The organism is Streptomyces sp. NBC_01716, assembly GCF_036248275.1.
GTDB lineage: Bacteria > Actinomycetota > Actinomycetes > Streptomycetales > Streptomycetaceae > Streptomyces.
The window spans coordinates 4962482-4986031 of the sequence record NZ_CP109181.1 but is presented as its reverse complement, the minus strand read 5'-3'; the positions used below and the strand labels follow the sequence as shown (position 1 = coordinate 4986031).

Annotated in this window: 18 protein-coding genes; 5 read left to right on the top strand and 13 right to left on the bottom strand. The window is 72.4% G+C overall.

Features of this window, described 5'->3' with window-relative positions; genetic code table 11:
• The first annotated feature begins 59 nt into the window (after positions 1–59).
• Positions 60–815 carry an SIS domain-containing protein gene (locus OIE74_RS22000; protein ID WP_329386272.1) on the top strand — a complete coding sequence of 252 codons (756 nt, stop codon included), beginning with the start codon at positions 60–62 and terminating at the stop codon, positions 813–815.
• A gap of 457 nt (positions 816–1272) precedes the next feature.
• On the opposite strand, the gene OIE74_RS21995 is transcribed toward OIE74_RS22000, so the two are convergent.
• Together OIE74_RS21995 and pdxH are read right to left on the bottom strand one after the other, a co-directional pair.
• Complete coding sequence (locus OIE74_RS21995) at positions 1273–2733, bottom strand: PAS domain-containing protein (protein WP_329386270.1); 1461 nt, start codon at positions 2731–2733, stop codon at positions 1273–1275.
• 358 nt (positions 2734–3091) lie between these two features.
• Positions 3092–3715: a pyridoxamine 5'-phosphate oxidase gene (pdxH, locus tag OIE74_RS21990; RefSeq protein WP_329392386.1), complete on the bottom strand. Its 624-nt coding sequence runs from the start codon at positions 3713–3715 to the stop codon at positions 3092–3094.
• Positions 3716–4034: 319 nt separating this feature from the next.
• Here pdxH and OIE74_RS21985 point away from each other — a divergent pair, with 319 nt between their 5' ends.
• Positions 4035–5117: a citrate synthase 2 gene (locus OIE74_RS21985; RefSeq protein WP_329386269.1), complete on the top strand. Its 1083-nt coding sequence runs from the start codon at positions 4035–4037 to the stop codon at positions 5115–5117.
• Between the two features lie 93 nt (positions 5118–5210).
• On the opposite strand, the gene OIE74_RS21980 is transcribed toward OIE74_RS21985, so the two are convergent.
• The 10 genes from OIE74_RS21980 to OIE74_RS21935 form a co-directional block, all read right to left on the bottom strand.
• Positions 5211–5798, bottom strand: coding sequence for a TetR/AcrR family transcriptional regulator (locus tag OIE74_RS21980; protein WP_329386267.1), 588 nt, complete (start codon positions 5796–5798; stop codon positions 5211–5213).
• The gene (locus OIE74_RS21975; protein ID WP_443076373.1) at positions 5786–6472 is read right to left on the bottom strand and encodes an enoyl-CoA hydratase family protein; all 687 of its coding nucleotides are present in this window, start codon (positions 6470–6472) and stop codon (positions 5786–5788) included. The genes OIE74_RS21980 and OIE74_RS21975 overlap by 13 nt, the downstream gene beginning before the upstream one ends.
• A 330-nt stretch (positions 6473–6802) precedes the next feature.
• Positions 6803–8401, bottom strand: a complete 1599-nt coding sequence (locus tag OIE74_RS21970; protein WP_329386263.1) for a 4-coumarate--CoA ligase family protein — start codon at positions 8399–8401, stop codon at positions 6803–6805.
• Between the two features lie 43 nt (positions 8402–8444).
• Entirely contained in the window at positions 8445–9584 is a 1140-nt protein-coding gene (locus OIE74_RS21965; RefSeq protein ID WP_329386261.1) for an acyl-CoA dehydrogenase family protein, read from the bottom strand.
• Positions 9581–11539 (bottom strand): acetyl/propionyl/methylcrotonyl-CoA carboxylase subunit alpha, encoded by a 1959-nt coding sequence (locus tag OIE74_RS21960; RefSeq protein WP_329386259.1) that lies wholly within the window; start codon positions 11537–11539, stop codon positions 9581–9583. Before OIE74_RS21960 ends, OIE74_RS21965 begins: the two co-directional genes overlap by 4 nt.
• A 15-nt stretch (positions 11540–11554) precedes the next feature.
• Entirely contained in the window at positions 11555–13153 is a 1599-nt protein-coding gene (locus OIE74_RS21955; RefSeq protein ID WP_329386257.1) for an acyl-CoA carboxylase subunit beta, read from the bottom strand.
• The gene (locus OIE74_RS21950; protein WP_329386255.1) at positions 13150–14931 is read right to left on the bottom strand and encodes an acyclic terpene utilization AtuA family protein; all 1782 of its coding nucleotides are present in this window, start codon (positions 14929–14931) and stop codon (positions 13150–13152) included. Before OIE74_RS21950 ends, OIE74_RS21955 begins: the two co-directional genes overlap by 4 nt.
• 2 nt (positions 14932–14933) lie before the next feature.
• A complete protein-coding gene (locus OIE74_RS21945) occupies positions 14934–15743 on the bottom strand; it encodes a TIGR03084 family metal-binding protein (RefSeq protein ID WP_329386254.1) in 810 nt (269 codons plus the stop codon).
• Positions 15744–15833: 90 nt separating this feature from the next.
• Positions 15834–16844, bottom strand: coding sequence for an EamA family transporter (locus tag OIE74_RS21940; RefSeq protein ID WP_443076185.1), 1011 nt, complete (start codon positions 16842–16844; stop codon positions 15834–15836).
• Positions 16845–17017: 173 nt separating this feature from the next.
• Positions 17018–19924: an FAD-binding and (Fe-S)-binding domain-containing protein gene (locus OIE74_RS21935; RefSeq protein WP_329392384.1), complete on the bottom strand. Its 2907-nt coding sequence runs from the start codon at positions 19922–19924 to the stop codon at positions 17018–17020.
• Positions 19925–20048: 124 nt separating this feature from the next.
• Between OIE74_RS21935 and serC the strand changes: the two genes are divergently transcribed.
• Positions 20049–21167 (top strand): phosphoserine transaminase, encoded by a 1119-nt coding sequence (gene serC / locus OIE74_RS21930; protein ID WP_329386252.1) that lies wholly within the window; start codon positions 20049–20051, stop codon positions 21165–21167.
• A 41-nt stretch (positions 21168–21208) separates the two neighbouring features.
• On the opposite strand, the gene OIE74_RS21925 is transcribed toward serC, so the two are convergent.
• Positions 21209–21937 (bottom strand): siderophore-interacting protein, encoded by a 729-nt coding sequence (locus OIE74_RS21925; protein WP_329386250.1) that lies wholly within the window; start codon positions 21935–21937, stop codon positions 21209–21211.
• A 145-nt stretch (positions 21938–22082) separates the two neighbouring features.
• Between OIE74_RS21925 and OIE74_RS21920 the strand changes: the two genes are divergently transcribed.
• Positions 22083–22703: a Uma2 family endonuclease gene (locus tag OIE74_RS21920; protein ID WP_329386248.1), complete on the top strand. Its 621-nt coding sequence runs from the start codon at positions 22083–22085 to the stop codon at positions 22701–22703.
• A gap of 77 nt (positions 22704–22780) precedes the next feature.
• Entirely contained in the window at positions 22781–23542 is a 762-nt protein-coding gene (locus OIE74_RS21915; RefSeq protein WP_329386246.1) for a TetR/AcrR family transcriptional regulator, read from the top strand.
• The last annotated feature ends 8 nt before the right edge of the window (positions 23543–23550 follow it).

Here is a 23550-nt window from a genome sequence, read left to right as displayed (position 1 = left end):
CCTCCCCTGTCCGTCTTCTTTTCCGCCCTTTTCTCCGCCCCCTACGGAAGGTCTTCCGAATGAGCGAGAGCACGCTGGCCGGTCAGTTCTTCGGCGCCGCGATCGGTCTGCTGGAGCGCGTACGCGACGAGGAGGCCGCGAACATCGAAGCGGCCGGAAAAGCGATCGCCGACACCGTGACCTCCGGCGGCCGTGTCTTCGCCTTCGGCGCCGGGCACTCCTCGCTCGCCGCGCAGGACGTCGTCTACCGGGCCGGCGGTCTCGCCGTCATGAACCTCCTCAACGTGCCGGGCGTGATGGGCGTCGACGTGATGCCCGCGACGCTCGGCTCGGCGCTGGAGCTGGTCGACGGCCTGGCGAGCGCCGTGCTGGACTCCAGCCCGGCGAGGTCCGGCGATGTCCTGGTGATCATCTCGCTGTCGGGACGCAACGCGCTCCCGGTGGAGATGGCGCTGAACGCGCGGGCGCGGGGTCTGAAGGTGATCGGGGTGACATCGGTGGCGTACGCGACGGAGACGAAGTCCCGTCACGCGTCCGGGACTTACCTCAAGGACCACTGCGACATCGTGCTCGACAGCAAGATCGCCGTGGGCGACGCGGAGCTGTCGGCGGAGGGGATCGAGGCACCGTTCGCACCGGCGTCGACGGTGGTGACGAGCGCGCTGATGCAGGCGATGGTGGCGACGGCGGCGGGCGGCCTGGTCGACCGCGGCGTGGAACCCCCGCTGCTGCGCTCGGGAAACGTGGACGGCGGCCACGAGTGGAACGGCCGCGTGATGACGGAGTACGGGGACCGGATCTTCTACCGGCACTAAACGCGCCGGGCCGGGCCGGGCCGGCGGCGACCGGCACGCCGGGCCGGCGTGCCGGCGTGCCGGCGGCCGGGCGGAAGGCCCGGAGGCCCGCCGCCCGAGCGGCCGGAGCACCGGGCTCGCCAACGTCGGACGTCCGGCGTCCGTGGCTACCGCCCAGCCGGGGCGTCGGGCGGCAGCCCGCCGCTGAGGCCGACTGCGGCGCCCGGCGCCGACGGACGCTTCAGCGGCGGGTGAACCCAGGCCGCACGCCCGGGGGGCCGCCTCCCGGCATGTCCCCGGCGGCAAGGCGTATGCCTGGCGGAGGCCCGGCGGAGGTCCGGCGTCCGAGGGCTACCGCCGCGCGGCGGCGGATACGGCGGCGCCGGCGACTGCCGGGGCGAGGCATGCGGGGTCAGCCGATGGTGAAGGCGGGCTCCGGGTCGTACGCCCCGGGGGCCGCCCGTCGGACGCCGGGCCGTCAAGCCTCCGGGCCGGGCTCGCCGTCGAGCAGGGTCAGCAGGTCCAGGGAGGCCGCCATACGGGCCGTGACGTCCTCCGCGTAGATCGCGTCCTGGCGTTCGAACGAGGGGCGGGTCGTGCCGCGGAGGAACGTGACCACGCCCAGCGTCCTGCCCCGGCTGCGCAGCACCGTGCAGAGCGCGTGCACCGAGTCGGGGGGCCACTGGCGCGAGACCGACCAGGTCGGGGTCGTCGACGCGCCCGTGGGGGCGCTCGCGCGTACCGAGCCGTTGCGGGACACCGCCTGGAGGGCCGGGTGACCGTCCCGGTACCGCACCGGGATGCCGCCGGCCGCGACCGGCAGGCAGGGTCCGGCCGAGCCGGCCGGCGTCGCCGCCACCCGTACCAGCCGGGTCGGCGGCACGTCGCCGCCGTAGGGCGCGACCGGGGCCGGCCCGCCCAGGACCAGATCGATCAGCGCGTGGTCCGCGAAGCCCACGAGCGCGAAGTCCAGGCAGACCCGCGCCGCCTCCATCGGGTCCTCGCACTCGCCCGCGGCCCGCCCCGCGCGGTGCAGCTGGCTCGTGCGGAAGCGCAGCTTGTCCGCCTCCTGCGCCGCCAGCCGCGCCTCCGTGACGTCCTGGAACAGCCAGCCCACACCCAGCGGCACCGGCTCCTCCGCGAGCGGGGACGCCAGCCGTACGAAGCCGCTGCGCCAGCACCGGCGCCGCTCGCTCCCGTCCTGCGTGCGCAGCGTCACCCACAGCTCCGCGAGCGCACGCGGCGCGCCCTCCGCCAGTACGTGGTGGAGCGCTCCCTCCAACTCCTCGACGCCCTGTACGACGGTCTCGCCCAGGGGCCGCCCGAGCAGCGCCGTACGGCCCGAGCCGAGCGCACGCGCGGCGTGCCCGTTCACGACGGTCGGGCGCAGATCCACGTCGACCAGGACCACGCCCCACAGCGCGTCGTCGAACAGCGCCTCGCTGAGCGCGATGGACCGCTCCAGATCGATCTGCGCGTGGACCTCGCTGAACGCGCAGTACACCCCGGCAGGTTTGCCGTCCGCCCCGCGTACGCCCGCGGACTGTGTCCGTACGAGCACCCTGCTGCCGTCCTTGCGCAGCAGCGCGAACTCGTGCACCAGCCGTCCCGGCACGCCCATCGCCGACATGAGACGCCCGTGCACCTCGTCGGCGTCGGCACTGCGCACGGCCCAGCCGGCGAATCCGCGCCTGCCGACGGCCTCGTCGGCGGACCAGCCGAGTATCCGCTCGGCCTCGCGGTTCCAGTGGGTGATCACGCCGTCGGCGTCGAACGCGCAGAGCGCCGCGTCCATCCCGTCCAGCAGCGCGGCCAGCAGATCCGCACCGGGCCCGCCGTCCGGGCCCGTCACCTCGGCCGCGCCCGCCGCGTCGGCCTCGCCGGATTCCGGTCCGTCGGAGCCGGGCGGGCGAGTGGTCCCGCTCCGGGAAGCACTCATCCCTGGCACCCCCTGCCGCCTGCTCGGTCATACCTACGATCATTCAACTCCAGGGTGACCCAGCACACACCTTGTTCAGCGAAATCGTTGTGCGGTGGAAATCCAAATAATCACTTGTGGGGCGCGGGAGCGCTTCCTAGGGTGGTGAGCACACTAGAAGGGAGGTGGTTCGGAAGTGATTTCAATCCGGACAAGTGAGGTGGCTGCGGGCTGACGCCCGTCGTCGCACACGTGCGGTGCCGGTGAACCACCGGCCCAATCCAAGCAGTCACCCGACCCGCGTGCTCGCCGGTAAGTCCGGCCGGCTCCTCTCCGGAGGGACCTGAGCACGCGGGTCGTCTGCGTTCCCGGCGCTGTCCTACGGGCAGAGCCTCTCCACCCGCCAGCCGCCTTCCGCCGCCACGTACCGCAGCCGGTCGTGCAGCCGGTTCTCGTGGCCCTGCCAGAACTCGACCGTCTCCGGGACGACCCGTATCCCGCCCCAGTACGGCGGCACCGGGACCGGCTCACCGGCCGGATAGCGGGCGGCCAGGTCCTCGTACCGCTCCAGCAGCTCCGCGCGCGAGCCCACCGGCGAGGACTGTTCGCTCGCCCAGGCACCGAGCTGGGAGCCGTGCGGGCGGGTGCGGAAGTACGCCGCCGTCTCCGCGCGGCCGACACGGGACGCCGTACCGGTCACGACGACCTGGCGGCCCAGCGCGTGCCAGGGGAAGAGGACGCCGACGTACCGGTTCGCGTCGATCTCCCGGCCCTTGCGGGACCCGTAGTTGGTGAAGAAGACGAAGCCGCGGCGGTCGTAGGCCTTGAGCAGCACGGTCCGGGACGACGGGCGGCCGTCGGGGGTCGCGGTGGAGACGACCATCGCGTTGGGCTCGTGCAGACCGCCGGCCACCGCCTCCTTGAACCAGCTCGCGAACTGGTCCATCGGCTCGGTGGCGAGGTCGGTCTCCAGGAAGGCCGCCGCCCGGTACTGCTCGCGCATGAGGGCGGGGTCGGGGGACTCGGCGCGGTCGGGGCTTTCGGCGGTGTCCGGGCTCTCGGCGGACGGAGTGTGAGGCACGCGACCCATACTCCCGCAATGCCGGAGCCGTGGCATGGTTGATTCGATGTCCGTGCTGGGCAGGACGGTGGGTAACGGATGACCGTTCCGGACCGCGAGTCGTACGACAACGACCGTGGATCCGTATCGGCGCCGACAACTTCTGACATCGGATGCGCGGGCCGTAGGCCGTGAGCCGTCATCCGGTTCAGCCGATCGTTTCCGCGTCAGTCCGCGTCAGTCACACCAGAGGAGCCGCCTGATGTCCGATTTCGTACCCGGACTCGAAGGAGTCATCGCTTTCGAGACGGAGATCGCCGAACCGGACAAGGAGGGCGGTGCCCTCCGTTACCGGGGCGTCGACATCGAGGATCTGGTCGGCCGCGTTTCCTACGGGAACGTGTGGGGCCTGCTCGTCGACGGCGCCTTCAACCCCGGGCTGCCGCCCGCCGAGCCCTTCCCCATCCCCGTCCACTCCGGCGACATCCGCGTCGACGTGCAGTCGGCGCTCGCGATGCTCGCCCCCGTCTGGGGCCTCAAACCGCTCCTGGACACCGACGAGCGTACGGCCCGCGACGATCTGGCGCGGGCCGCGGTCATGGCCCTGTCGTACGTGGCGCAGTCGGCGCGCGGGCAGGGCGTGCCGATGGTGCCGCAGAGGGAGATCGACAAGGCGGAGTCCGTCGTCGAGCGCTTCATGATCCGCTGGCGCGGGGAGCCCGACCCCCGGCATGTGAAGGCGGTCGACGCGTACTGGACGTCGGCGGCCGAGCACGGCATGAACGCGTCGACGTTCACGGCCCGCGTCATCGCCTCCACCGGCGCGGACGTCGCCGCGGCCCTCTCGGGGGCCGTCGGCGCCATGTCCGGGCCGCTGCACGGCGGCGCCCCTTCGCGCGTCCTCGGCATGATCGAGGAGATCGAGCGGACTGGCGACGCGACGGCCTGGGTGAAGAAGGCGCTCGACAAGGGCGAGCGGCTGATGGGCTTCGGCCACCGGGTGTACCGGGCGGAGGACCCGCGCGCCCGCGTGCTGCGGCGTACGGCGAAGGAGCTGGACGCACCGCGCTTCGAGGTCGCCGAGGCGCTGGAGAAGGCGGCGCTGGAGGAGCTGCACGCGCGCCGTCCTGACCGGGTGCTGGCGACGAACGTGGAGTTCTGGGCGGCGATCATGCTGGACTTCGCGGAGGTGCCCGCGAACATGTTCACGTCGATGTTCACGTGCGCGCGTACGGCGGGCTGGTCGGCGCACATCCTGGAGCAGAAGCGGACGGGGCGGCTGGTGCGGCCTTCGGCGCGGTACGTGGGTCCGGGGCCGCGCGACCCGCGCGAGATCGGGGGCTGACGACGGCGCTCCGGCACGGGCAGCGGTGCCCGGCCGTCGGACGGGTCCGGGGCCCGTCCGACGGCCGGGGGCAGCCGCCTCAGCGTGTCCCCGTCAGCTCAGCGCCGTATCCACGATGCTCGCCCACTGCGCCACCACTCGCTTCCGCCGCTGCGTGTCGTCCGTCAGCAGCGTCGCCAGACCCAGCCCCCGCGCCATGTCCAGCAGCCCCTGGATCGTCTCGCGCACACCGGGCACGGACTCGTCCGCGCCCAGCAGTTCGACGGTCATCCGGTGCGCCTCGCGCCCGACGCGTCCTTCGAGTTCGGTGACGCGGGCCCGTAGCTGCTCCTCGTTGGACGCGGCGACCCACAGTTGCAGCGCGGCCCGGAACAGCGTGCCGGTATAGAGCGCCACGACCTCGTCGACCACCTCGCGGCGGCGGTCCGGCCCGGTCGGCGCGAGCGCGCGCAGAGCGCTGGTGCGTTCCTCGGCGACGTACTCGACCGCCGCCGTGAACAGGTCCTCGCGGGTGGGGAAGTGATGCTGCGCCGCGCCGCGCGAGACCCCGGCGCGTTCGGCGACGACCGAGACCGTGGAGCCGGCCCAGCCGTGTTCGGCGAGGCAGGACACGGCGGCCTCCAGCAGCCGCCGGCGGGTGGCGCGGCTGCGGTCCTGCTTCGGCGCGGCTACCGTACCCATGCCGCGTCCCGCCGCTCGACGAACGCCGCCATGCCCTCGCGGGCCTCGGCCGTGGCGAAGAGCGACGCCGAGCGCTGTACGAGATCCTCCGCGTACTGCTCGAAGGCCTCCAGCACCCGCGCGTTCAGCAGCTTCTTCGATTCGGCCAGGCCCTGTGGGGAGCCTCTTCGCAGGGCGTCGAGAAGCGGGGCGAGCGCGGTGTCCACGTCGTCGGCGGCCTCGGTGATCAGCCCGTCGGCCAGGGCCTCTTCGGCGCCGAAGGTCTCGCCGGTGAGGTAGTGGCGGGCTGCGGCGCGCGGCGCCATGCGGGGCAGCAGGGGCATCGAGATGACGGCGGGCGCGACGCCGATACGTACCTCCGTGAAGGCGAAGTCCGAGCCGGTGGAGGCGATCACGATGTCGCAGGCCCCGAGCAGTCCAAGGCCCCCGGCCCGCACATGGCCGGTGACGCGCGCGACGACGGGCTTCGGGTGCGCGACGATCTGCCGCATGAGCGCGACGAAGGTGTACGGGTTCGGCGGCTCCTTCAGATCGGCGCCGGCGCAGAAGGTGGTGCCGGTGTGGCTGAGGACCACGGCCCGTACGGCCGGGTCCTCGGCACAGTTGGTGAGCGCGCCGGCCAACTCACCGACGAGGCGCGCCGACAGGGCGTTGCGCTTCGCCGGCGCGTTCATGGTCAGGGTGGTGATACCGCGTTCGTGCGCGGTCGCGACCAGCGTCACGTGGTCTCCGTCTCTCGCTCGCGGTCCGTCGGTTGGCGTCCGAGGATCCGAGCGCTGGTGTGCGAGATTCAGAGCGTGGCAGCGCGCGAGGGATCGATCAAGCGCGCATGCGGTATTCCCGCGAGGGCACACGTATCGACGGCGACGCGGGCCATGGACCGGTACGACGCCGGGCAGCCACGCCCGCAACGCACGGCGATCCGCCGGCAGTTGCGGGGCGTGCCCGGACGGCTACTCCGGTGCCACCAGGCGGTCGCGGTCAGTCACACCGCCCGACGGGCCTTACATCGGCTCCGGCTCCCTCTCGCGCTCCTCCCGTGCCCTCAGTTCACGGCGGAGGATCTTCCCGGACGCGGCCCGCGGGACGCCCCCGATGAACTCCACCCTGCGGACCTTCTTGTGCGGGGCGACGTGTTCCGCGACGTACGCCATGACGTCCGCCCCGGTCAGCCCGGCCGCCGACGGCTGGCGGACGATGTACGCCTTGGGGATCTCGTTCCCGTCCTCGTCGTGGACACCGATGACCGCGGCGTCCGCTATCGACTCGTGGGCCAGCAGCAGCGCTTCGAGATCCGCGGGGGCGACCTGGAACCCCTTGTACTTGATGAGTTCCTTCACCCGGTCCACCACGAACAGCCAGCCGTCCGCGTCGACCCGGCCGATGTCGCCGGTGTGGACCCAGCCGTCGGCGTCGATCATGTGGGCGGTCTCGTCGGGCCGGCCGAGGTAGCCCTTCATCACCTGCGGGCCGCGGATGAGGACTTCGCCGTCGGCGCCGACGGGGGCGTCCGTGCCGGGGTCGTCGAGGGAGACGACCCGCATCTCGGTGCTGGGCAGGAGCTTGCCCACGGCTCCGGCGGGCGGGTTCTCGGCGTCGAGCGGGACGACGTGCGTGCCCGGTGACAGCTCGGTCATCCCGTACGCCTGGCGGACGGGCGGCAGTCGCAGCCGGGCCGAACAGGCCGCGGCGAGGCGGGCGTCGAGGGGCGCGGCGGCGCTGACGATGTAGTCGAGCGAGGAGAGGTCGTAGCGGGCGACGGCCGGGTGCTTCGCGAGCGCGAGGACGATCGGCGGGGCGACGTACAGGCCGTTGATGCGGTGTGTCTCGATCGCGCCGAGGAACTGGTCGAGTTCGAAGCGCGGCAGTACGACGACGGTCGCGCCCCTCCGAAGCGGCGCGTTCATCAGGGCGGTGAGGCCGTAGATGTGGAAGAACGGGAGCACGGCGAGGATGCGGTCGCCGGGGCGCATGGGCATGACGGGGTCGAGCTGCGCGAGGTTGGTGGCGATCGAGCGGTGCGTCAGCATGACGCCCTTGGGCGAGGCGGTGGTGCCGGAGGAGTACGGGAGGGCGGCGATGTCCTCGGCGGGGTCGATACGGGTCTCGGAGACCTCGGCCGGCTCCGTGGCGATCATGTCGAGAATGGAACGGTGGCCCGGCGCCCGGTCGCAGACGAAGATCTCCTCGATACCGCCGACCAACTCGGCTGACCTGCGGGCGACTTCGAGCAGCGGCGACACCGTGACGATCCACCGGGCCGAGGAGTCACGGAGCTGCTTCGCGAACTCCTCGGCGGACGACAGCGGATGGACGGTGGTGACGGATGCCCCCGCGCGGGTGGCTCCGTAGAACACGACGGGATACGCGACGGTGTTGGGGCTGTGCAGGGCCAGTACGTCGCCCTTGCGCAGACCCGCGTCGCGCAGCCCGGCGGCGGTACGGCGGTGGAAGAGGTCCAGTTGGGCATAGGTGACGGTGGTGCCGTCCGTACCGTCCACGAGGGCGACGGCCTCGCCGAACTCCGCCGCGCGGCCGAGCACCGCGTCGTGGATCGGCAGATCGACCGGTGCGACATCCGCGTACTCACTGTGAAAGATCATGATGACCGCCCCTTCGACGCGTGGAGGGACAGAATGGCCTGTCTCAGTACGACTTGGGGAGACCCAGGGACTGGTGGGATACGTAGTTCAGGATCATTTCCCGGCTGACAGGCGCGACACGGGCCACGCGGGAGGCCGTGATGAGGGAGGCCAGACCGTACTCGCGGGTGAGGCCGTTGCCGCCGAGGGTGTGTACGGCTTGGTCCACGGCGTGTACGCAGGCCTCCCCCGCCGCGTACTTGGCCATGTTGGCGGCCTCGCCCGCGCCGGCGTCGTCGCCCGCGTCGTAGAGGTAGGCGGCCTTGCGCATCATCAGGCGGGCGAGTTCGATCTCGATGTGCGCCTGGGCGAGCGGGTGCGCGATGGCCTGGTGGGCGCCGATGGGCTGCTGCCAGACCTGGCGGGTCCTGGCGTAGTCGACGGCCTTGTCGATCGCGTGGCGGGCCATGCCGAGGGCGAAGGCGGCGGTCATGACGCGTTCGGGGTTGAGGCCGGCGAAGAGCTGGAGGAGCCCGGCGTCCTCGTCGCCGACGAGGGCGTCGGCGGGCAGGCGTACGTCGTCCAGTACGAGCTCGAACTGCTTCTCCACCGCCTGGAGTTCCATGTCGATCCGAGTGCGGTGGAAGCCGGGGGCGTCGCGCGGGACGATGAAGAGGCAGGGCTTGAGCGAGCCGGTCTTCGCGTCCTCGGTGCGGCCGACGATGAGGGTGGCGTCGGTGATGTCGACGCCGGAGACGAAGACTTTACGGCCGTTGAGTATCCAGCCGCCGCTGCCCTCCTCGGATTTGCGCGCGGTGGTGGTGATGCGGTGCGAGTTGGATCCGGCGTCGGGTTCGGTGATGCCGAAGGCCATGGTGCGGGAGCCGTCGGCGAGGCCGGGGAGCCACTCGCGCTTCTGCTCGTCGGTGCCGAAGCGGGCGATGACGGTTCCGCAGATGGCGGGCGACACGACCATGAGGAGCAGGGGGCACCCGGCGGCGCCCAACTCTTCGAGAACGATGGAGAGTTCGGCGAGGCCGCCGCCTCCGCCGCCGTACTCCTCGGGGAGGTTCACGCCGAGATAGCCGAGCTTGCCGGCCTCGCTCCACAGCGTCTCGCGGTCGAACCCGCGGCCGTGGCGGCGGCCGAGGGCGGCGACGGCGGCGCGGAGGTCCTGGTGTTCCTGCGTTTCGACGATGCTCATGTGTTCCCCTGCGTGGTGTCGGTGGCGGGAGCAGGCGCGACTACGGCGAGAAGCGCGCCGACCTCGACCTGGCTGCCGGGGGCGGCGTGCAGCGTGGTGAGCGTGCCGGAGGCCGGAGCGGTGATGCGGTGCTCCATCTTCATGGCCTCCAGCCAGATGAGCGGCTGCCCGGCGGTGACGGCGCTGCCCTCGCCGATCCCGTCGGCGATCCGCACGACGGTGCCGGGCATGGGCGCGAGCAGCGAGCCGGGCGCGGTGGCGGTACGGGGGTCGGTGAAGCGGGGGTGGGCGAGGAGGCGGTACGAGCCGGTGGGACCGTCCACGTAGACGTGGCCGCCCTCGTCGCTGTGGTCGGCAACGTCGAAGTGCCGTAGGACGCCGTCGAGTTCGAGGGTGACGCGGTCGGCCGCTACGGCGACGGCGCGTACGGCGTCGTCCTCGACGCGGAACCCGTCACGGGTGCGGTGGTAGCGGACCTCGTGCCCGCCGTACGTCTTGGTCTGCGGCTGGGACGGGAGATTCCGCCAGCCGCCGACGGGGTGCCCGCGCCGTACGGCATCGGCGAGCGCGGCAGCGAGGGCGGCGTGCCGGGCGTTGTCGTGGTCGCCGTCGCCGGGTGCGGTGAGCGCGTTGAGGTGCCGCTCGTAGAACCCGGTGTCGACGCGCCCGGCGACGAAGTCCGGATGCCGCAGGGACCGCACGAGCAACTCCCGGTTGGTGACGGGCCCGTGGATGCGAGCCCGCCGCAGCGCATCGCCGAGCAACCGGACGGCCTCGCCCCGGGTGGGCGCCCAGGCGACGACCTTGGCGAGCATGGAGTCGTAGTGCATCCCGATGCGATCACCGGGCCCATATCCGGCGTCGACGCGGATACGGGGCCGATCGCCAGGGCCGCCCCCCACCCCCCGCACCGCCAGCTCGAAAATCCGCCCCGGCTGTGGCGTCCACCCCTTCGGCGGGTCCTCCGCGTACAGGCGGGCCTCCACCGCGTGGCCCGTGGGGGGTGGAGGGGTTGGGGGGAGCTTCGCGCCCTCCGACACCGCGAGTTGGAGCGCCACCAGGTCCACGGCGAACACCTCCTCCGTCACCGGGTGTTCGACCTGGAGGCGGGTGTTCATCTCCAGGAAGTACGCCCGGCCCGTCGGCGAGAGCAGGAACTCGACCGTGCCCGCGCCCCAGTACTCCACCGCGCGCGCCGCCGACACCGCCGCGGCCGTGAGGGTCGCGCGCAATTCCGCCGGCAGGCCGGGGGCCGGGGACTCCTCGATCACCTTCTGGTGGCGCCGTTGCAGCGAGCAGTCGCGCGTACCCAGCGCCCACACCGTGCCGTACGCGTCGGCGAGGATCTGGACCTCGACATGCCGGCCCCGTTCCACGTACGGCTCCGCGAAGACCTCGCCGTCCCCGAACGCCGACCGCGCCTCGGCCGAGGCCGCCACCAACTCGTCGGGCAGATCCGGCAGTTGACGGACCACCCGCATCCCCCGGCCCCCGCCCCCCGCCGCCGCCTTGATCAGCAGCGGCAGATCCGCCTCCGTCACCGACGCCGGGTCCACCGCCGCGAGCAGAGGGACGCCCGCCGCCGCCATCAGTTCCTTCGCCCGCGTCTTGGACGCCATCGCCTCGATCGCCTCGGGCGGCGGCCCCACCCACACCAGCCCCGCGTCCAGCACGGCCCGCGCGAACTCGGCGTTCTCCGAGAGGAATCCGTAGCCGGGATGCACCGCGTCCGCGCCCGCCGCGAGCGCCGCCTTCACGATCAGGTCGCCGCGCAAGTACGTGTCGGCCGGGGCCGATCCCGGCAGCCGTACGGCCGTGTCCGCCTCCCGCACGTGCAGCGCCCCGGCGTCCGCGTCCGAGAAGACGGCGACCGTGCCGATACCGCGCTCACGGCAGGTCCGGAAGACCCGGCACGCGATCTCGCCGCGGTTCGCGACCAGAAGAGTTGAGATCATCACAGCCCTCATCACTCACATTCGGAAGACGCCGAAGCCGCCCCGTACGCCCTCGACCGGCGCCGTGTGCACCGCCGACAGGCACAGGCCGAGCACCGTACGGGTGTCGCGCGGGTCGATGACCCCGTCGTCGTAGAGCCGCCCGGACAGGAACACCGGCAGCGACTCCGCCTCGATCTGCGCCTCCACCATCGCGCGCAGCGCCGCGTCGCCGTCCTCGTCGTACGGCTGTCCCTTGGCCGTCGCCGCCGCGCGGGACACGATCGACAGCACACCCGCCAGCTGCTGCGGCCCCATCACCGCCGACTTGGCGCTCGGCCAGGCGAAGAGGAACCGCGGGTCGTAGGCCCGGCCGCACATGCCGTAGTGCCCGGCGCCGTACGACGCGCCCACCAGCACCGACAGATGCGGGACCTTCGAGTTGGCGACCGCGTTGATCATCATCGCGCCGTGCTTGATGATGCCGCCCTGCTCGTACTCCTTGCCGACCATGTAGCCGGTGGTGTTGTGCAGGAACACCAGCGGGATGTCACGCTGGTTGGCGAGCTGGATGAACTGCGCGGCCTTCTGCGACTCGGCGCTGAACAACACGCCCTGCGCGTTGGCCAGCACCCCCACCGGATAGCCGTGCAGCCGTGCCCAGCCCGTCACCAGGCTCGGCCCGTACAGCGGCTTGAACTCGTCGAAGTCCGAGCCGTCGACGATCCGCGCCACCACCTCGCGCGGGTCGAAGGGGATCTTCAGATCGCCGGGGACGATGCCCAGCAGCTCTTCCCCGTCGTACTTGGGCGGCTCGGCGGGGCCGGGATCCGGCTGCGCCTTGCGGTGGTTGAGGCGCGCGACGATCCGCCGCGCCTGGCGGATCGCGTCGGGCTCGTCCACCGCGAAGTGGTCGGCGAGCCCCGACGTACGGGCGTGCATCTCAGCGCCGCCGAGCGATTCGTCGTCGCTCTCCTCGCCCGTCGCCATCTTCACGAGCGGCGGTCCGCCGAGGAAGACCTTCGACCGCTCCTCGATCATCACGGTGTGGTCGGACATGCCGGGCACATACGCCCCGCCCGCCGTCGAGTTGCCGAAGACGACCGCGACGGTGGGGATCCCGGCGGCGGACAGCCGCGTCAGGTCGCGGAAGAGCGCGCCGCCGGGGATGAAGATCTCTTTCTGGGAGGGGAGGTCGGCGCCGCCGGACTCGACGAGGCTGATGAGCGGCAGCCGGTTCTCGTACGCGATCTGGTTGGCACGCAGGGCCTTCTTCAGCGTCCAGGGGTTGGACGCGCCGCCGCGCACCGTCGGGTCGTTGGCGGTGATGACGCATTCGACGCCCTCGACCACGCCGATCCCGGTGACCATGGACGCGCCGACGGGGTAGTCGCTGCCCCAGGCCGCGAGTGGGGACAGCTCCAGGAACGGGGTGTCGGGGTCGAGCAGCAGCTCGATCCGCTCGCGGGCGAGGAGCTTTCCGCGTGTACGGTGCCGGGCCACGTACTTCTCACCGCCGCCGGCCAGCGCCTTGGCGTGCTCGGCGCCGAGTTCGGCGAGTCTGGTGAGCATCTCGGCGCGGTGTGCGGCGTGTTCGGGGGACGCGGGGTCCAACGCCGAGTGGAGCACGGTCACAGCAGAACCTCCGGGATGTCGACGTGCCGGGAGCGCAGCCACTCGCCGAGCGCCTTGGCCTGCGGGTCGAACCGGGCCTGGGCGGCGACGCCCTCGCCGAGGAGACCCCGGACCGTGAAGTTGAGGGCACGCAAGTGGGGCAGGACATGCCGTACGACGGTCAAGTCCCGTGCTTCGGGGGCGAGTTCACGGAACAGGTCGACGGTCAGCGTGTGCGCGAGCCAGCGCCAGTCCTCGTCGGTGCGGACCCACACTCCGACGTTGGCGTCGCCTCCCTTGTCGCCGCTGCGGGCACCGGCGATCACCCCGAGGGGGGCTCGGCGGGTGGGGCCTGCGGGGAGGGGGACGGGGAGCGTCGGTTCGTGGACCGGCTCAAGTGGCCTGGTGTGTACGGGAGTCGGGACCCGGACGCGGGTGCCGTCCGGCAGCACCGCCGTGTGCGGGACCTCGGCCGCCGCCACGTACGCCGCCTCGAAGACGCCGTACGGCGCACCCTTCCCCGGCGGCGCCGTCACATGGAAACCGGGGTAACTGCCCAGCGCCAGCTCGATCGCGGCGCCGCTGACCGCCCGGCCGACGGCGTCCGGGTCGGGGTCACGGACGACGAGCCGCAGCAGCGCGCTCGCGGTCTCCTCGGTGTCGGCGTCCGCCCGGTCGGTGCGGGCGAGTTCCCAGCGGACGTCGGCGGGCGGCCGGGTGGCGAGCGCGTCGGCGACCTGGTCCTTCACCAGCCGTGCCTTCGCGTCGATGTCGAGGCCGGTCAGCACGAACACGATCTCGTTGCGCCAGCCGCCGATCCGGTTGAGCCCGACCTTGAGCGTGGGGGGCGGCGCCTCGCCGCGTACGCCGGAGATCCTGACCCGCTCGGGGCCGTCCTGGCTGAGCCGTACGGTGTCGAGCCGGGCCGTCACGTCCGGGCCCGCGTACCGTGCGCCCCCGGTCTCGTACAGCAACTGCGCGGTGACGGTGCCGATGTCGACGATCCCGCCGGTGCCGGGGTGCTTGGTGATGACGGCGGAGCCGTCGGCGTGGATTTCGGCGAGCGGGAAGCCGGGGCGGCGGACGCCGCTCCCGCCGTCGTGCGCGGCGAAGAAGGCGTAGTTGCCGCCGGTGGCCTGGGTGCCGCACTCCAGGACGTGCCCGGCGACGACCGCGCCCGCGAGCGCGTCGAGGCGTGCGAGCGCGCCGGGGCCCGCGAGCGCGTCGGGATCACCGGGCCCGTGGCCGTCCCAGCCGAAGTGCGCGGCGGCGGGGCCGGTGACGAGGGCCGCGTCCGTGACCCGTCCGGTCACCACGACGTCGGCGCCCGCGCGCAGGCACTGGGCGATGCCGGCGCCGCCGAGGTAGGCGTTGGCGGTGAGCACGCCCTCGCCCCAGTCGCGGGCGGCCAGCAGGTCGTCGCCCTCGACGTGCGCGACGCGCACCGGGACGCCGACGCGCTCGGCCAGTTCGCGTACGGCGGCGGCCAGTCCGGCCGGGTTCAGCCCGCCCGCGTTGGCGACGATCTTCACGCCGCGCTCGTGCGCCAGCCCGAGCCCTTCCTCCAACTGACGCAGGAAGGTCTTGGCGTAGCCGGACGCCGGGTTCTTCAGCCGGTCGCGGCCGAGGATGAGCATGGTCAGCTCGGCGAGGTAGTCGCCGGTGACGACATCGAGGGGGCCGCCGGTGAGCATCTCGCGCAGCGCGTCGAAACGGTCGCCGTAGAAGCCGGAGGCGTTGCCGATCCGCAGGACGCCGGGGTCGGGACCGGGACCAGGGCCGGGGGTGGTGTCCGGCACCGTCACGCCCCCTTCGCCGGGCGGCCGGATTTCGCCGGGCGGCCGGGGCCTGCCGGGCCCGCGAAGGCCTGCGCGATGTCCAGCCAGCGGTCGGCGTCCGCGCCCTCGGCCCGTACGGCGAGGTCCGCGCGGTGGGCGCGCTGCGTGGCCAGCAGGCAGAAGTCGAGGGCGGGCCCGGTGACGCGCTGGCCGGCGCCCTCGGGGCCGTACGCCCACAACTCCCCTCCGGGGCCCGTGAGTTCGACCCGGAAGGGGGCTGCGGGCGGCTGCTCGCCGTGCACGAGGTAGGCGTAGTCGCGGGCCCGTACGCCGATCCACGCCACATGCCGCAGCCGGGCGGTGGGCTCGCGCCGTACGCCAAGCGCGTCGGCGACGTCCTGGCCGTGCGCCCAGGTCTCCATCAGCCGCGCGGTCGCCATCGACGGCGCGCTCATCGGGGGCCCGTACCAGGGGAAACGCGCACCGGCGGGCAGGGAGCGCAGCGCCGCCTGGAGCCGTTCGCGGCCCTCGCGCCAGCGGGTGAGGAGCTGGCCGGGCGGCAGTACGGCGCCGGCATCGGTGCCCTCGTCCACGAAGGTGGCGGGGGTGGCGAGCGCCTTCGCGGCCAGGTCGGCGAAGGCGGTCTCGTCGGTGACGGCGAGGACGCACGCGGTGTCGGTCCAGGTGAGATGGGCGATCTGGTGGGCGACGGTCCAGCCCGCCGCCGGGGTCGCGAGCGACCAGCCCGTGTCGTCCAACTCGACGACGAGCCGGTCGAGTTCCTCGCTCTCGCTGCGCAGATCGTCGAGGATGGGCGCGGCAGGGTCGGACACGTGGTGCGCTCCGATCGGACTCGCGGGACACGGCGTCGTACGTGTCCCGGAGCATGGCAGCGCCCGGAGAAACAAGCAAGCAAGCTTGGTTTACTTCAGGCCGCTTTCCTGGCCGGTGGGCGCCACCTCACTACCGGCCTTCCGGGCGGCCGTCAGCTTCTCCCGCGCGGCGTCGCGTTCGGCCCTCACCTCCGCACGCCGGCCCGCCTGCGTCCGGACGGCGCCGATGCTCGCCGCGATGACCAGCGCGATCGCCAGCGCGTCGGTGATGGACAGGCTCTGGTGCAGGACGAGGAAGCCGGCCATCGCCGCGATGGCCGGTTCGATACTCATCAGGATCGCGAACGTCGGCGCGGGCAGCCGCCGCAGGGCGAGCAGTTCCAGGGTGTACGGCAGGACGGACGACATCAGCGCCACCAGGAGCCCGAGCCCGATCGTGGAGGGCACCAGCAGCTTCGAACCGGCCTCCAGGATGCCCAGCGGCAGGGACAGCAGGGCGCCGAAGGCCATGGCGAGCGCGAGCCCGTCGGCCTGCGGGAACCGCTGCCCGACGCGGGCGCTGAAGATGATGTACGTGGCCCACATCGCACCCGCCGCGAGGGCGAACGCCGCTCCCACGGGGTCGAGCCGGTCGAACCCGCCCCCGCTCAGCAGCAGCACACCACCGAGCGCGAGCCCGGCCCACAGGAGGTTGCCGAGCCTGCGCGAGACGATCACGGACAGCGCGAGCGGCCCGAGCACCTCCAGGGTCACGGCGGCGCCCAGCGGAATGCGGTCGGCGGCCTGGTAGAAGAGGAGGTTCATGGCCGCCAGGACCGCCCCGAAGAAGAGCACGGTGCCCCAGTCGGCACGCGAGTGCCCGCGGACCCGGGGCCGGCAGATCACGAGCAGTACGAGGGCGGCGAGCACGAGCCGCAGGGTCACGACGCCGACGACCCCGGCGCGCGGCATCAGCAGCACGGCGACGGCGGCGCCCCACTGCACGGAGAGCACGCCACTGACGACCAGCACGAGGGGCCCGAGGGCCCGCCGCCCACGCTCCCCGCCCAAGGCCTCCGGCGCCGCTCCGACACCTGCGACTACGGCACGCGGCTCATCCACCGGGGACCTCCTCCAGATCACTTAGGGCAACACAATGGACTTCGAGATATAACATACTGCACCCAGAAGGAGGGTCGGTCACCGAGTCGGCTCCCTACGGCAGGCACCCGTCGAAGTCACAGCGCGAGGCCGTATCCGGTACCTGGTGGACGACACGAACCGCACGGCGTGGATCAGCTACGCCGGGGCCGGGCATCCGAAGCGGACTTGCTGGGCGGGGCGTCGGAGGAGTCCAGCGCATCCGCCAGCACCTCCGCCAAGTGCTTCGCGCCTCCGTCCGCCAGTTGGTCCAGCTGTGTGCGGCACGAGTAGCCGTCCGCGAGGAGTCGCGTTCCCTCCTCCGCCGCGCGGACCGCGGGCAGCAGTTGGTCCTCAGCGCAAGCAGTCGAGACCTCGTAGTGGCCCTTCTCGAAGCCGAAGTTGCCCGCGAGGCCGCAGCAGCCGCCGCTCAAGTCGCCCGTCAGGCCCGCCCGTTCGCGCAGGCGGCGGTCCGGTGCGTCGCCGAGGACCGCGTGCTGGTGGCAGTGGGTCTGGCCCGCGACAGGGCGGTTCACCCGGGGTGGCTGCCAGTTGGGCGCGCACTCCTCCAGGGTCTGGGCGAAGGTCCGTACGGACGCGGCGAGGCGGGCCGCGCGGGGGTCGTCCGCGAGGAGTTCCGGCAGGTCGGTCTTGAGCGCCGCCGCGCAGCTCGGTTCCAGGACGAGGACCGGCAGGCCCGTGTCGAGCAGCGGTGCCAGCCGGTCCAGGGTGCGGCGCATGACCGTGCGGGCCTGGTCGAGCTGGCCCGTGGAGACGTACGTCAGGCCGCAGCAGACCGTGCCCGCGGGCAGGGTGAAGCCCACCCCCGCCGCGTCCAGGACCCGTACCGCCGCCCGCCCCACCGACGGCGACAGGTGCTCGGTGAAGGTGTCCGGCCACAGCACCACCGCCGGGTCGTCGACCCGCTCCCGCCCCTGCCCCCGCAGCCACCGCGTGAACGTCCGCGGCGCCAGGCGCGGGATCGAGCGCTCCGGCGCGATGCCGCCCACGCGCTTGGCCAGCGCGGCGGCTCCCGGCACCCGTACCGCCGCGTTCAGCAGTCGCGCGAAGGGCGCCGCCGCCCGGAGCCAGCGTGGCAGCCGCCCCATCGCGTAGTGCGCGGCGGGCCGCCGCCGCCCCGCGTAGTGGTGGTGCAGGAACTCCGCCTTGTACGTGGCCATGTCCACCCCCACCGGGCAGTCGCTGCGGCAGCCCTTGCAGGACAGGCAGAGGTCGAGCGCGTCCTTGACCTCGGCCGAGCGCCAGGCGTCCGTCACCACCTCGCCGGCCAGCATCTCGTGCAGCAGCCGGGCGCGCCCGCGCGTGGAGTGCTGTTCGTCGCCGGTCGCGCGGAACGAGGGGCACATCACCCCGGGGCCCGAACTCGGCCCCTCCACACGGCACTTGGCGACCCCCACACAGCGCCGTACGGCCGCCGAGAAGTCGCCGCCCACCACACCGTCCGCCTCGCCGTCGTGCGGGTAGGCGAAGGCGACGTCGACCCGCCTGCGCGGCAGGACCTCGAAGCGCAGGTTCTCGTCCAGCCTGGCCGGCCGGGCGATCGAACCGGGGTTCATGCCCCCCGCCGGGTCCCACACGTCCTTGAACCGCCCGAAGAGACCGGTCAGTTCGTCCCCGTACATCGCCGGCAGCAGCTCGGAGCGCGCCAGCCCGTCGCCGTGCTCGCCGGAGAGCGAGCCGCCGTGCGCGACGACGAGCCCCGCGACGTCCTCCGAGAAGCGGCGGAAGCGCCGTACGCCGCCGGTGCTCAACAGGTCGAAGTCGATGCGGACATGGATGCAGCCGTCGCCGAAGTGCCCGTACGGCGTGCCGCGCAGCCCGTGTTCGGCGAGCAGGGCGCGGAACTCCCGCAGATACGCGCCGAGTTGGGCGGGCGGTACGGCGCAGTCCTCCCAGCCCGGCCACGCCTCGCCGCCGTCGGCGCTGCGCGTCGCCGTGCCCGACGCGTCCTCCCGTACCCGCCACAGGGCACGGACCCCGGCCGGGTCGGTCACGACCGTGCCGTCCAGGGCGTCGGCGGCCCGCAGGATCCGCTCGGCGTGCGCGCGGGCCTCGGCGACGGTGGCGCCGCCGGTCTCCACGAAGAGCCAGGCGCCACCACGCGGCAGGTCGTGCGCGCCGGGGACGAGGTCGTCGGCCATGCCCTCGACGGTCAGCGGGTGGTACGGCAGCAGCCCGGCCGCCGCCTCGGCAGCCGCGCTCTCGTCGGGGTAGCCGAGCACCGCGAGCACCCGCACGGGCGGTGACTCGACCAGCCGTACGACGGCTTCCGTGACGACGCCCAGCGTGCCCTCGCTGCCGCAGAAGGCGCGGGCGAGGTCGGTGCCGTTCTCGGGGAGCAGCGCGTCGATCGCGTAACCGGAGATACGGCGCGGCAGGCCGGTGGGGTAACCGGTGTGCAGGAGCGCGAGGTTGGTCTCCACGAGGGGGCGCAGACCGTCGGGCGCGCCGTCCCAGCTCCCCCGGCCGAGGCGCAGTGCGGCGCCGCCGTACGTCGTGACCGACAGCTCGTGGACGTTGTCGGCGGTCGTCCCCCACGCGACGGAGTGCGACCCGCACGAGTTGTTCCCGATCATGCCGCCGATCGTGCAGCGGCTGTGCGTGGACGGGTCGGGCCCGAAGGTCAGGCCGTGCGGTGCGACCGTGTCGCGCAGCCGGTCGAGGACGACCCCGGGCTGCACGACGGCGGTACGCGCCTCGGGGTCGACCGACACGATCGAGCGAAGATGCCGGGTGAGATCGAGGACGACCCCGATGCCGGTCGCGTTGCCCGCGATGGAGGTGCCGCCGCCGCGTGGCACGACCGGTACGCCGTGCGCGCGGCACACGTCGAGGGCCGCCGCGACGTCCGCCGCGTCACGGGGGGAGACGACGCCGACCGGGACGCGGCGGTAGTTGGACGCGTCCATCGTGACCAGGGCGCGGGCGGCGGAACCGAAGTCCACCTCGCCGCGCACGGCCCGCTCCAGGTCTCTCGCGAGTGCGGTGGCCGCCGCCGTGTCCGCGGTGGACTCCGCCGTCCTCTCACGTGCCGTACGCATCGCCGTATCCCGCTTCCCGTGCCGCTCCCGGTGCTCAGCCATTCCCTCAGGATGCCCCGCCGGACGCATCTCACGACGTGAACCACTCCCCTGACGCCCGGCGGAAAACGTCTAGGCTGCCGCCGTGGCCGACATTCAGATTCCCGCTGACATCAAGCCCGCCGACGGTCGATTCGGCGCTGGCCCCTCCAAGGTGCGTACGGAGGCGGTCGACGCACTGGCCGCGACCGGTACCTCTCTCCTCGGCACGTCACACCGCCAGGCCCCGGTGAAGAACCTGGTCGGCGCGGTGCGCGACGGTGTGCGCGAGCTCTTCAAGCTCCCCGAGGGCTACGAGGTGATCCTGGGCAACGGCGGCTCCACCGCCTTCTGGGACATCGCGACGCACGGTGTGATCGAGAACAAGTCCCAGCATCTGAGCTTCGGCGAGTTCTCGTCGAAGTTCGCGAAGGCGTCGAAGCTCGCGCCGTGGCTGGCCGAGCCGACCGTCATCTCCGCGGACCCGGGCAGCCACCCGGAGCCGGCGGCCGAGGCGGGCGTGGACGTGTACGCGCTCACGCACAACGAGACCTCCACCGGTGTCGCCGCGCCCGTCAAGCGTGTCGCGGGCGCCGACGAGGGCGCGCTCGTGCTGGTCGACGCCACGTCGGGCGCGGGCGGCCTGCCGGTCGACATCGCCGAGACCGACGTCTACTACTTCGCCCCGCAGAAGTCCTTCGCCTCCGACGGCGGCCTGTGGATCGGCGTCTTCTCGCCGGCCGCGCTGGAGCGCGCGGCGCGCGTGCACGGCTCGGGCCGGCACGTGCCGGAGTTCTTCTCGCTGCCGACGGCGATCGACAACTCGCTGAAGAACCAGACGTACAACACTCCCGCGCTCGCCACGCTCTTCCTGCTGAACGAGCAGCTGACCTGGCTGAACACCCAGGGCGGCCTCGACTGGTCGACGGCCCGCACGGCCACGTCGGCGCAGACGCTGTACGGCTGGGCGGAGTCGTCCAAGTACGCGACGCCGTTCGTGGTCGACCCCGCGCAGCGCTCGCAGGTCATCGGCACGATCGACTTCGCGGACGAGATCGACGCGTCGGCGGTCGCCAAGGTCCTGCGCGCGAACGGCATCGTGGACACGGAGCCGTACCGCAAGCTGGGCCGCAACCAGCTGCGGGTGGCGATGTTCCCGGCGATCGACCCGGCGGACATCGAGGCGCTGACGGCGTGCGTCGACTATGTGATCGACAAGCTCTGAGCCCTGAGCCGTAGCCGTAGCTATAGCCGTACGGCGGAACGCTACGGGCTCCAGTAGCCCGTGGCGTGCACGCGGTGCTTCGGCAGGCGCAGTTCCCTGCGCGCGTACGAGGCGAGAGCCCGTGTCGTCACCGTGTCGCAGGCGATCCACACGTACGCCCCGGCCCGGTCCTCACCGACCAGGCCGGGCAGCGCGTCCTTGACGGCGCCGACCAGCCCGGGTGCCCCGCCGCCCTGCCGGGGCACCCGGCGTACCTCGTGCCGGTCCGGCCGTATCCGCAGCGGCAGCCGGTCGTCGTCGGGATGGGCCGTCTCCAGCCAGATGGTCGCGGACGCGGCCCCGGCGGTGTCGAGCAGCGAGTTGAGCGCGGGCACCGAGGCCCGGTCCCCGACGAGGAACATCCGCGCGGGCGGCGGCTCGGGCAGCCGGTACTCCCTCCCGCGCAGGGTCGCCTCCACGGTGTCCCCGGGCCGCGCGGCCCGCGCCCAGTCGCTCGCGGGCCCGTCATGGAGCGCGAACTCGACGGCGAAGGTACCGGCCGCCGGATCGGGATCCACGAGCGTGTACGCGCGCTGGTGCGGCTTCCCGCCGTTGTCGAACCAGAGGCGCACCCACATGGTGGGATACGTCCCGGTGCCGGCGAGCATCCCCCCGTCACCGAACCGCACCCGCCGGTACGCACCGGTGACGTCCTCGCACCCGATGACGGTGAACGTGAAGTCGACGCCGCCCATGACCTTGAGGACAACGCCCTCCCAGCCGTGACCCATATGGACCCTCCGCGTTGAAGTTAGGTCAGCCTAACCTCATTTCAAGGTGCGCCATCACTCTTATGCGTGAATGATCACGCTCACGACATTCCGGGGTGTCCCGGCCTACGATGATGGTCTCGACACCAGCCATCAGGAGGCCCGCATGTCTGCCGCAGCAGCAGAGCACCCTTGTGACGGCCCGCCGGAGTCACTGCTGGAGGCCGCCGACAGTCTCACGGAGCAGCACCCCGGTTACCGCGTCGAGATCATCGGAGGCGTCATCACCGTGGCCCCACCCCCGGACGGCGCCCACGCACGCGCCCTGAGGAAACTTACCCGTCCTTTCGAGGATGCCGGGTTGGACGAAGGGGAGTCGGAGGTTCTGCAGGCGATCGGCCTGTGGTTGCCCGCCGGTCCGGAGGATTACGCCATCCCAGATCTCTCGCTTGTGGATGCCGACTTCGAAGAACACTTGATGCAGTACAACTGCTACGACCCGGCCGTCTTCCGTCTGGTCCTCGAAGTCACCTCCAGCAACTACCAGCAGGACCTGCGGAACAAGGTCACCGCCTACGCCGAGGCCAAGATCCCCGTCTACGTGATCGTCGACCGCAAGCACAACCGGTTGCACGTCCTGACCGACCCCGTCGGGGGCGACTACGTCAACCATCGCGTCCACGCGCCGGGCGAGCAGATCGTGCTCCCCGAGTCCATCGGTGCCGAGGTGAAGCTCGACGTCTCCGCGATGCTGAAGGCCGGGGAGCCCAGGAAAGCCAACTCGTAGCCCCTCCAGGGAAAAGAGCATGACGCTGGGTTGAGTACGGCGTACCCAATTGATCTCCCGCCGATTACGCTGACGCCATGAGGACCACGGACAGCAGCGGCGGCGGCGACGTGTCACGCAGCCTCGAACTCCTCTGGGGCACCGGGGAGCGGGCGACCCAGGGGCCGAAACCCGGGCTCACGCTCGGGCGGATCGTCACCGCCGCCGTCGAACTCGCGGACGCCGAAGGGCTCGCCGCCGTCTCGATGCGCAGGCTCTCCACCGAGTTGGGCGCGGGCACGATGTCGCTCTACCGTCATGTCCCCGGGCGGGCCGAGCTCGTGGACCTGATGCTCGACCGCGTACAGGGCGAGACCGCCCATCCGGCCGAAGATGCCGCGGCGGCCCCCAACTGGCGCGGCACCGTCGAAGCCGCGGCCCGTGGGGAACTCGCCCTGTACCAGGCCCACCCCTGGCTCCTCTCCGTCAATCAGACCCGGCCCGTCCTCGGCCCCGGTGCGGTCGGTGGCATGGAGGCGATGCTCGCAGGGATCAAGGACATGGGGCTGACCGACCCGGAGTTGATCTCCGTGATCATCATGGTCAGCGGGTACGTCTCCGGGGTCGCCCGGACCCAGGTGCACGCGGTCGAGGCACGGACGGCCACGGGCATCAGCGACGACGAGTTCTGGCGGGCGCAGGAGCCGGTCCTGGCGGCGGTGATGACCAGCGGGCGCTTTCCGCTGATGGCCGGGCTGTCGGCGGAGGCGTTCGGCCCCGGCTTCGACCACTTCGAGTTCGGTCTCCAGCGCCTGCTCGACGGGCTGGCGGTGCTGGTCGAGCGGCGCGCAAATCCTTAAGGCGTGCG

Coding starts and splice junctions, on each gene's coding strand:
- OIE74_RS22000 (WP_329386272.1), top strand. CDS start 60: ATGAGCGAGAGCACGCTGGCCGGTCAGTTCTTCGGCGCCGCGATCGGT.
- OIE74_RS21995 (WP_329386270.1), bottom strand. CDS start 2,733: ATGAGTGCTTCCCGGAGCGGGACCACTCGCCCGCCCGGCTCCGACGGA.
- pdxH (WP_329392386.1), bottom strand. CDS start 3,715: ATGCGCGAGCAGTACCGGGCGGCGGCCTTCCTGGAGACCGACCTCGCC.
- OIE74_RS21985 (WP_329386269.1), top strand. CDS start 4,035: ATGTCCGATTTCGTACCCGGACTCGAAGGAGTCATCGCTTTCGAGACG.
- OIE74_RS21980 (WP_329386267.1), bottom strand. CDS start 5,798: ATGGGTACGGTAGCCGCGCCGAAGCAGGACCGCAGCCGCGCCACCCGC.
- OIE74_RS21975 (WP_443076373.1), bottom strand. CDS start 6,472: ATGAACGCGCCGGCGAAGCGCAACGCCCTGTCGGCGCGCCTCGTCGGT.
- OIE74_RS21970 (WP_329386263.1), bottom strand. CDS start 8,401: ATGATCTTTCACAGTGAGTACGCGGATGTCGCACCGGTCGATCTGCCG.
- OIE74_RS21965 (WP_329386261.1), bottom strand. CDS start 9,584: ATGAGCATCGTCGAAACGCAGGAACACCAGGACCTCCGCGCCGCCGTC.
- OIE74_RS21960 (WP_329386259.1), bottom strand. CDS start 11,539: ATGATCTCAACTCTTCTGGTCGCGAACCGCGGCGAGATCGCGTGCCGG.
- OIE74_RS21935 (WP_329392384.1), bottom strand. CDS start 19,924: ATGCGTACGGCACGTGAGAGGACGGCGGAGTCCACCGCGGACACGGCG.
- OIE74_RS21925 (WP_329386250.1), bottom strand. CDS start 21,937: ATGGGTCACGGCTGGGAGGGCGTTGTCCTCAAGGTCATGGGCGGCGTC.
- OIE74_RS21920 (WP_329386248.1), top strand. CDS start 22,083: ATGTCTGCCGCAGCAGCAGAGCACCCTTGTGACGGCCCGCCGGAGTCA.
- OIE74_RS21915 (WP_329386246.1), top strand. CDS start 22,781: ATGAGGACCACGGACAGCAGCGGCGGCGGCGACGTGTCACGCAGCCTC.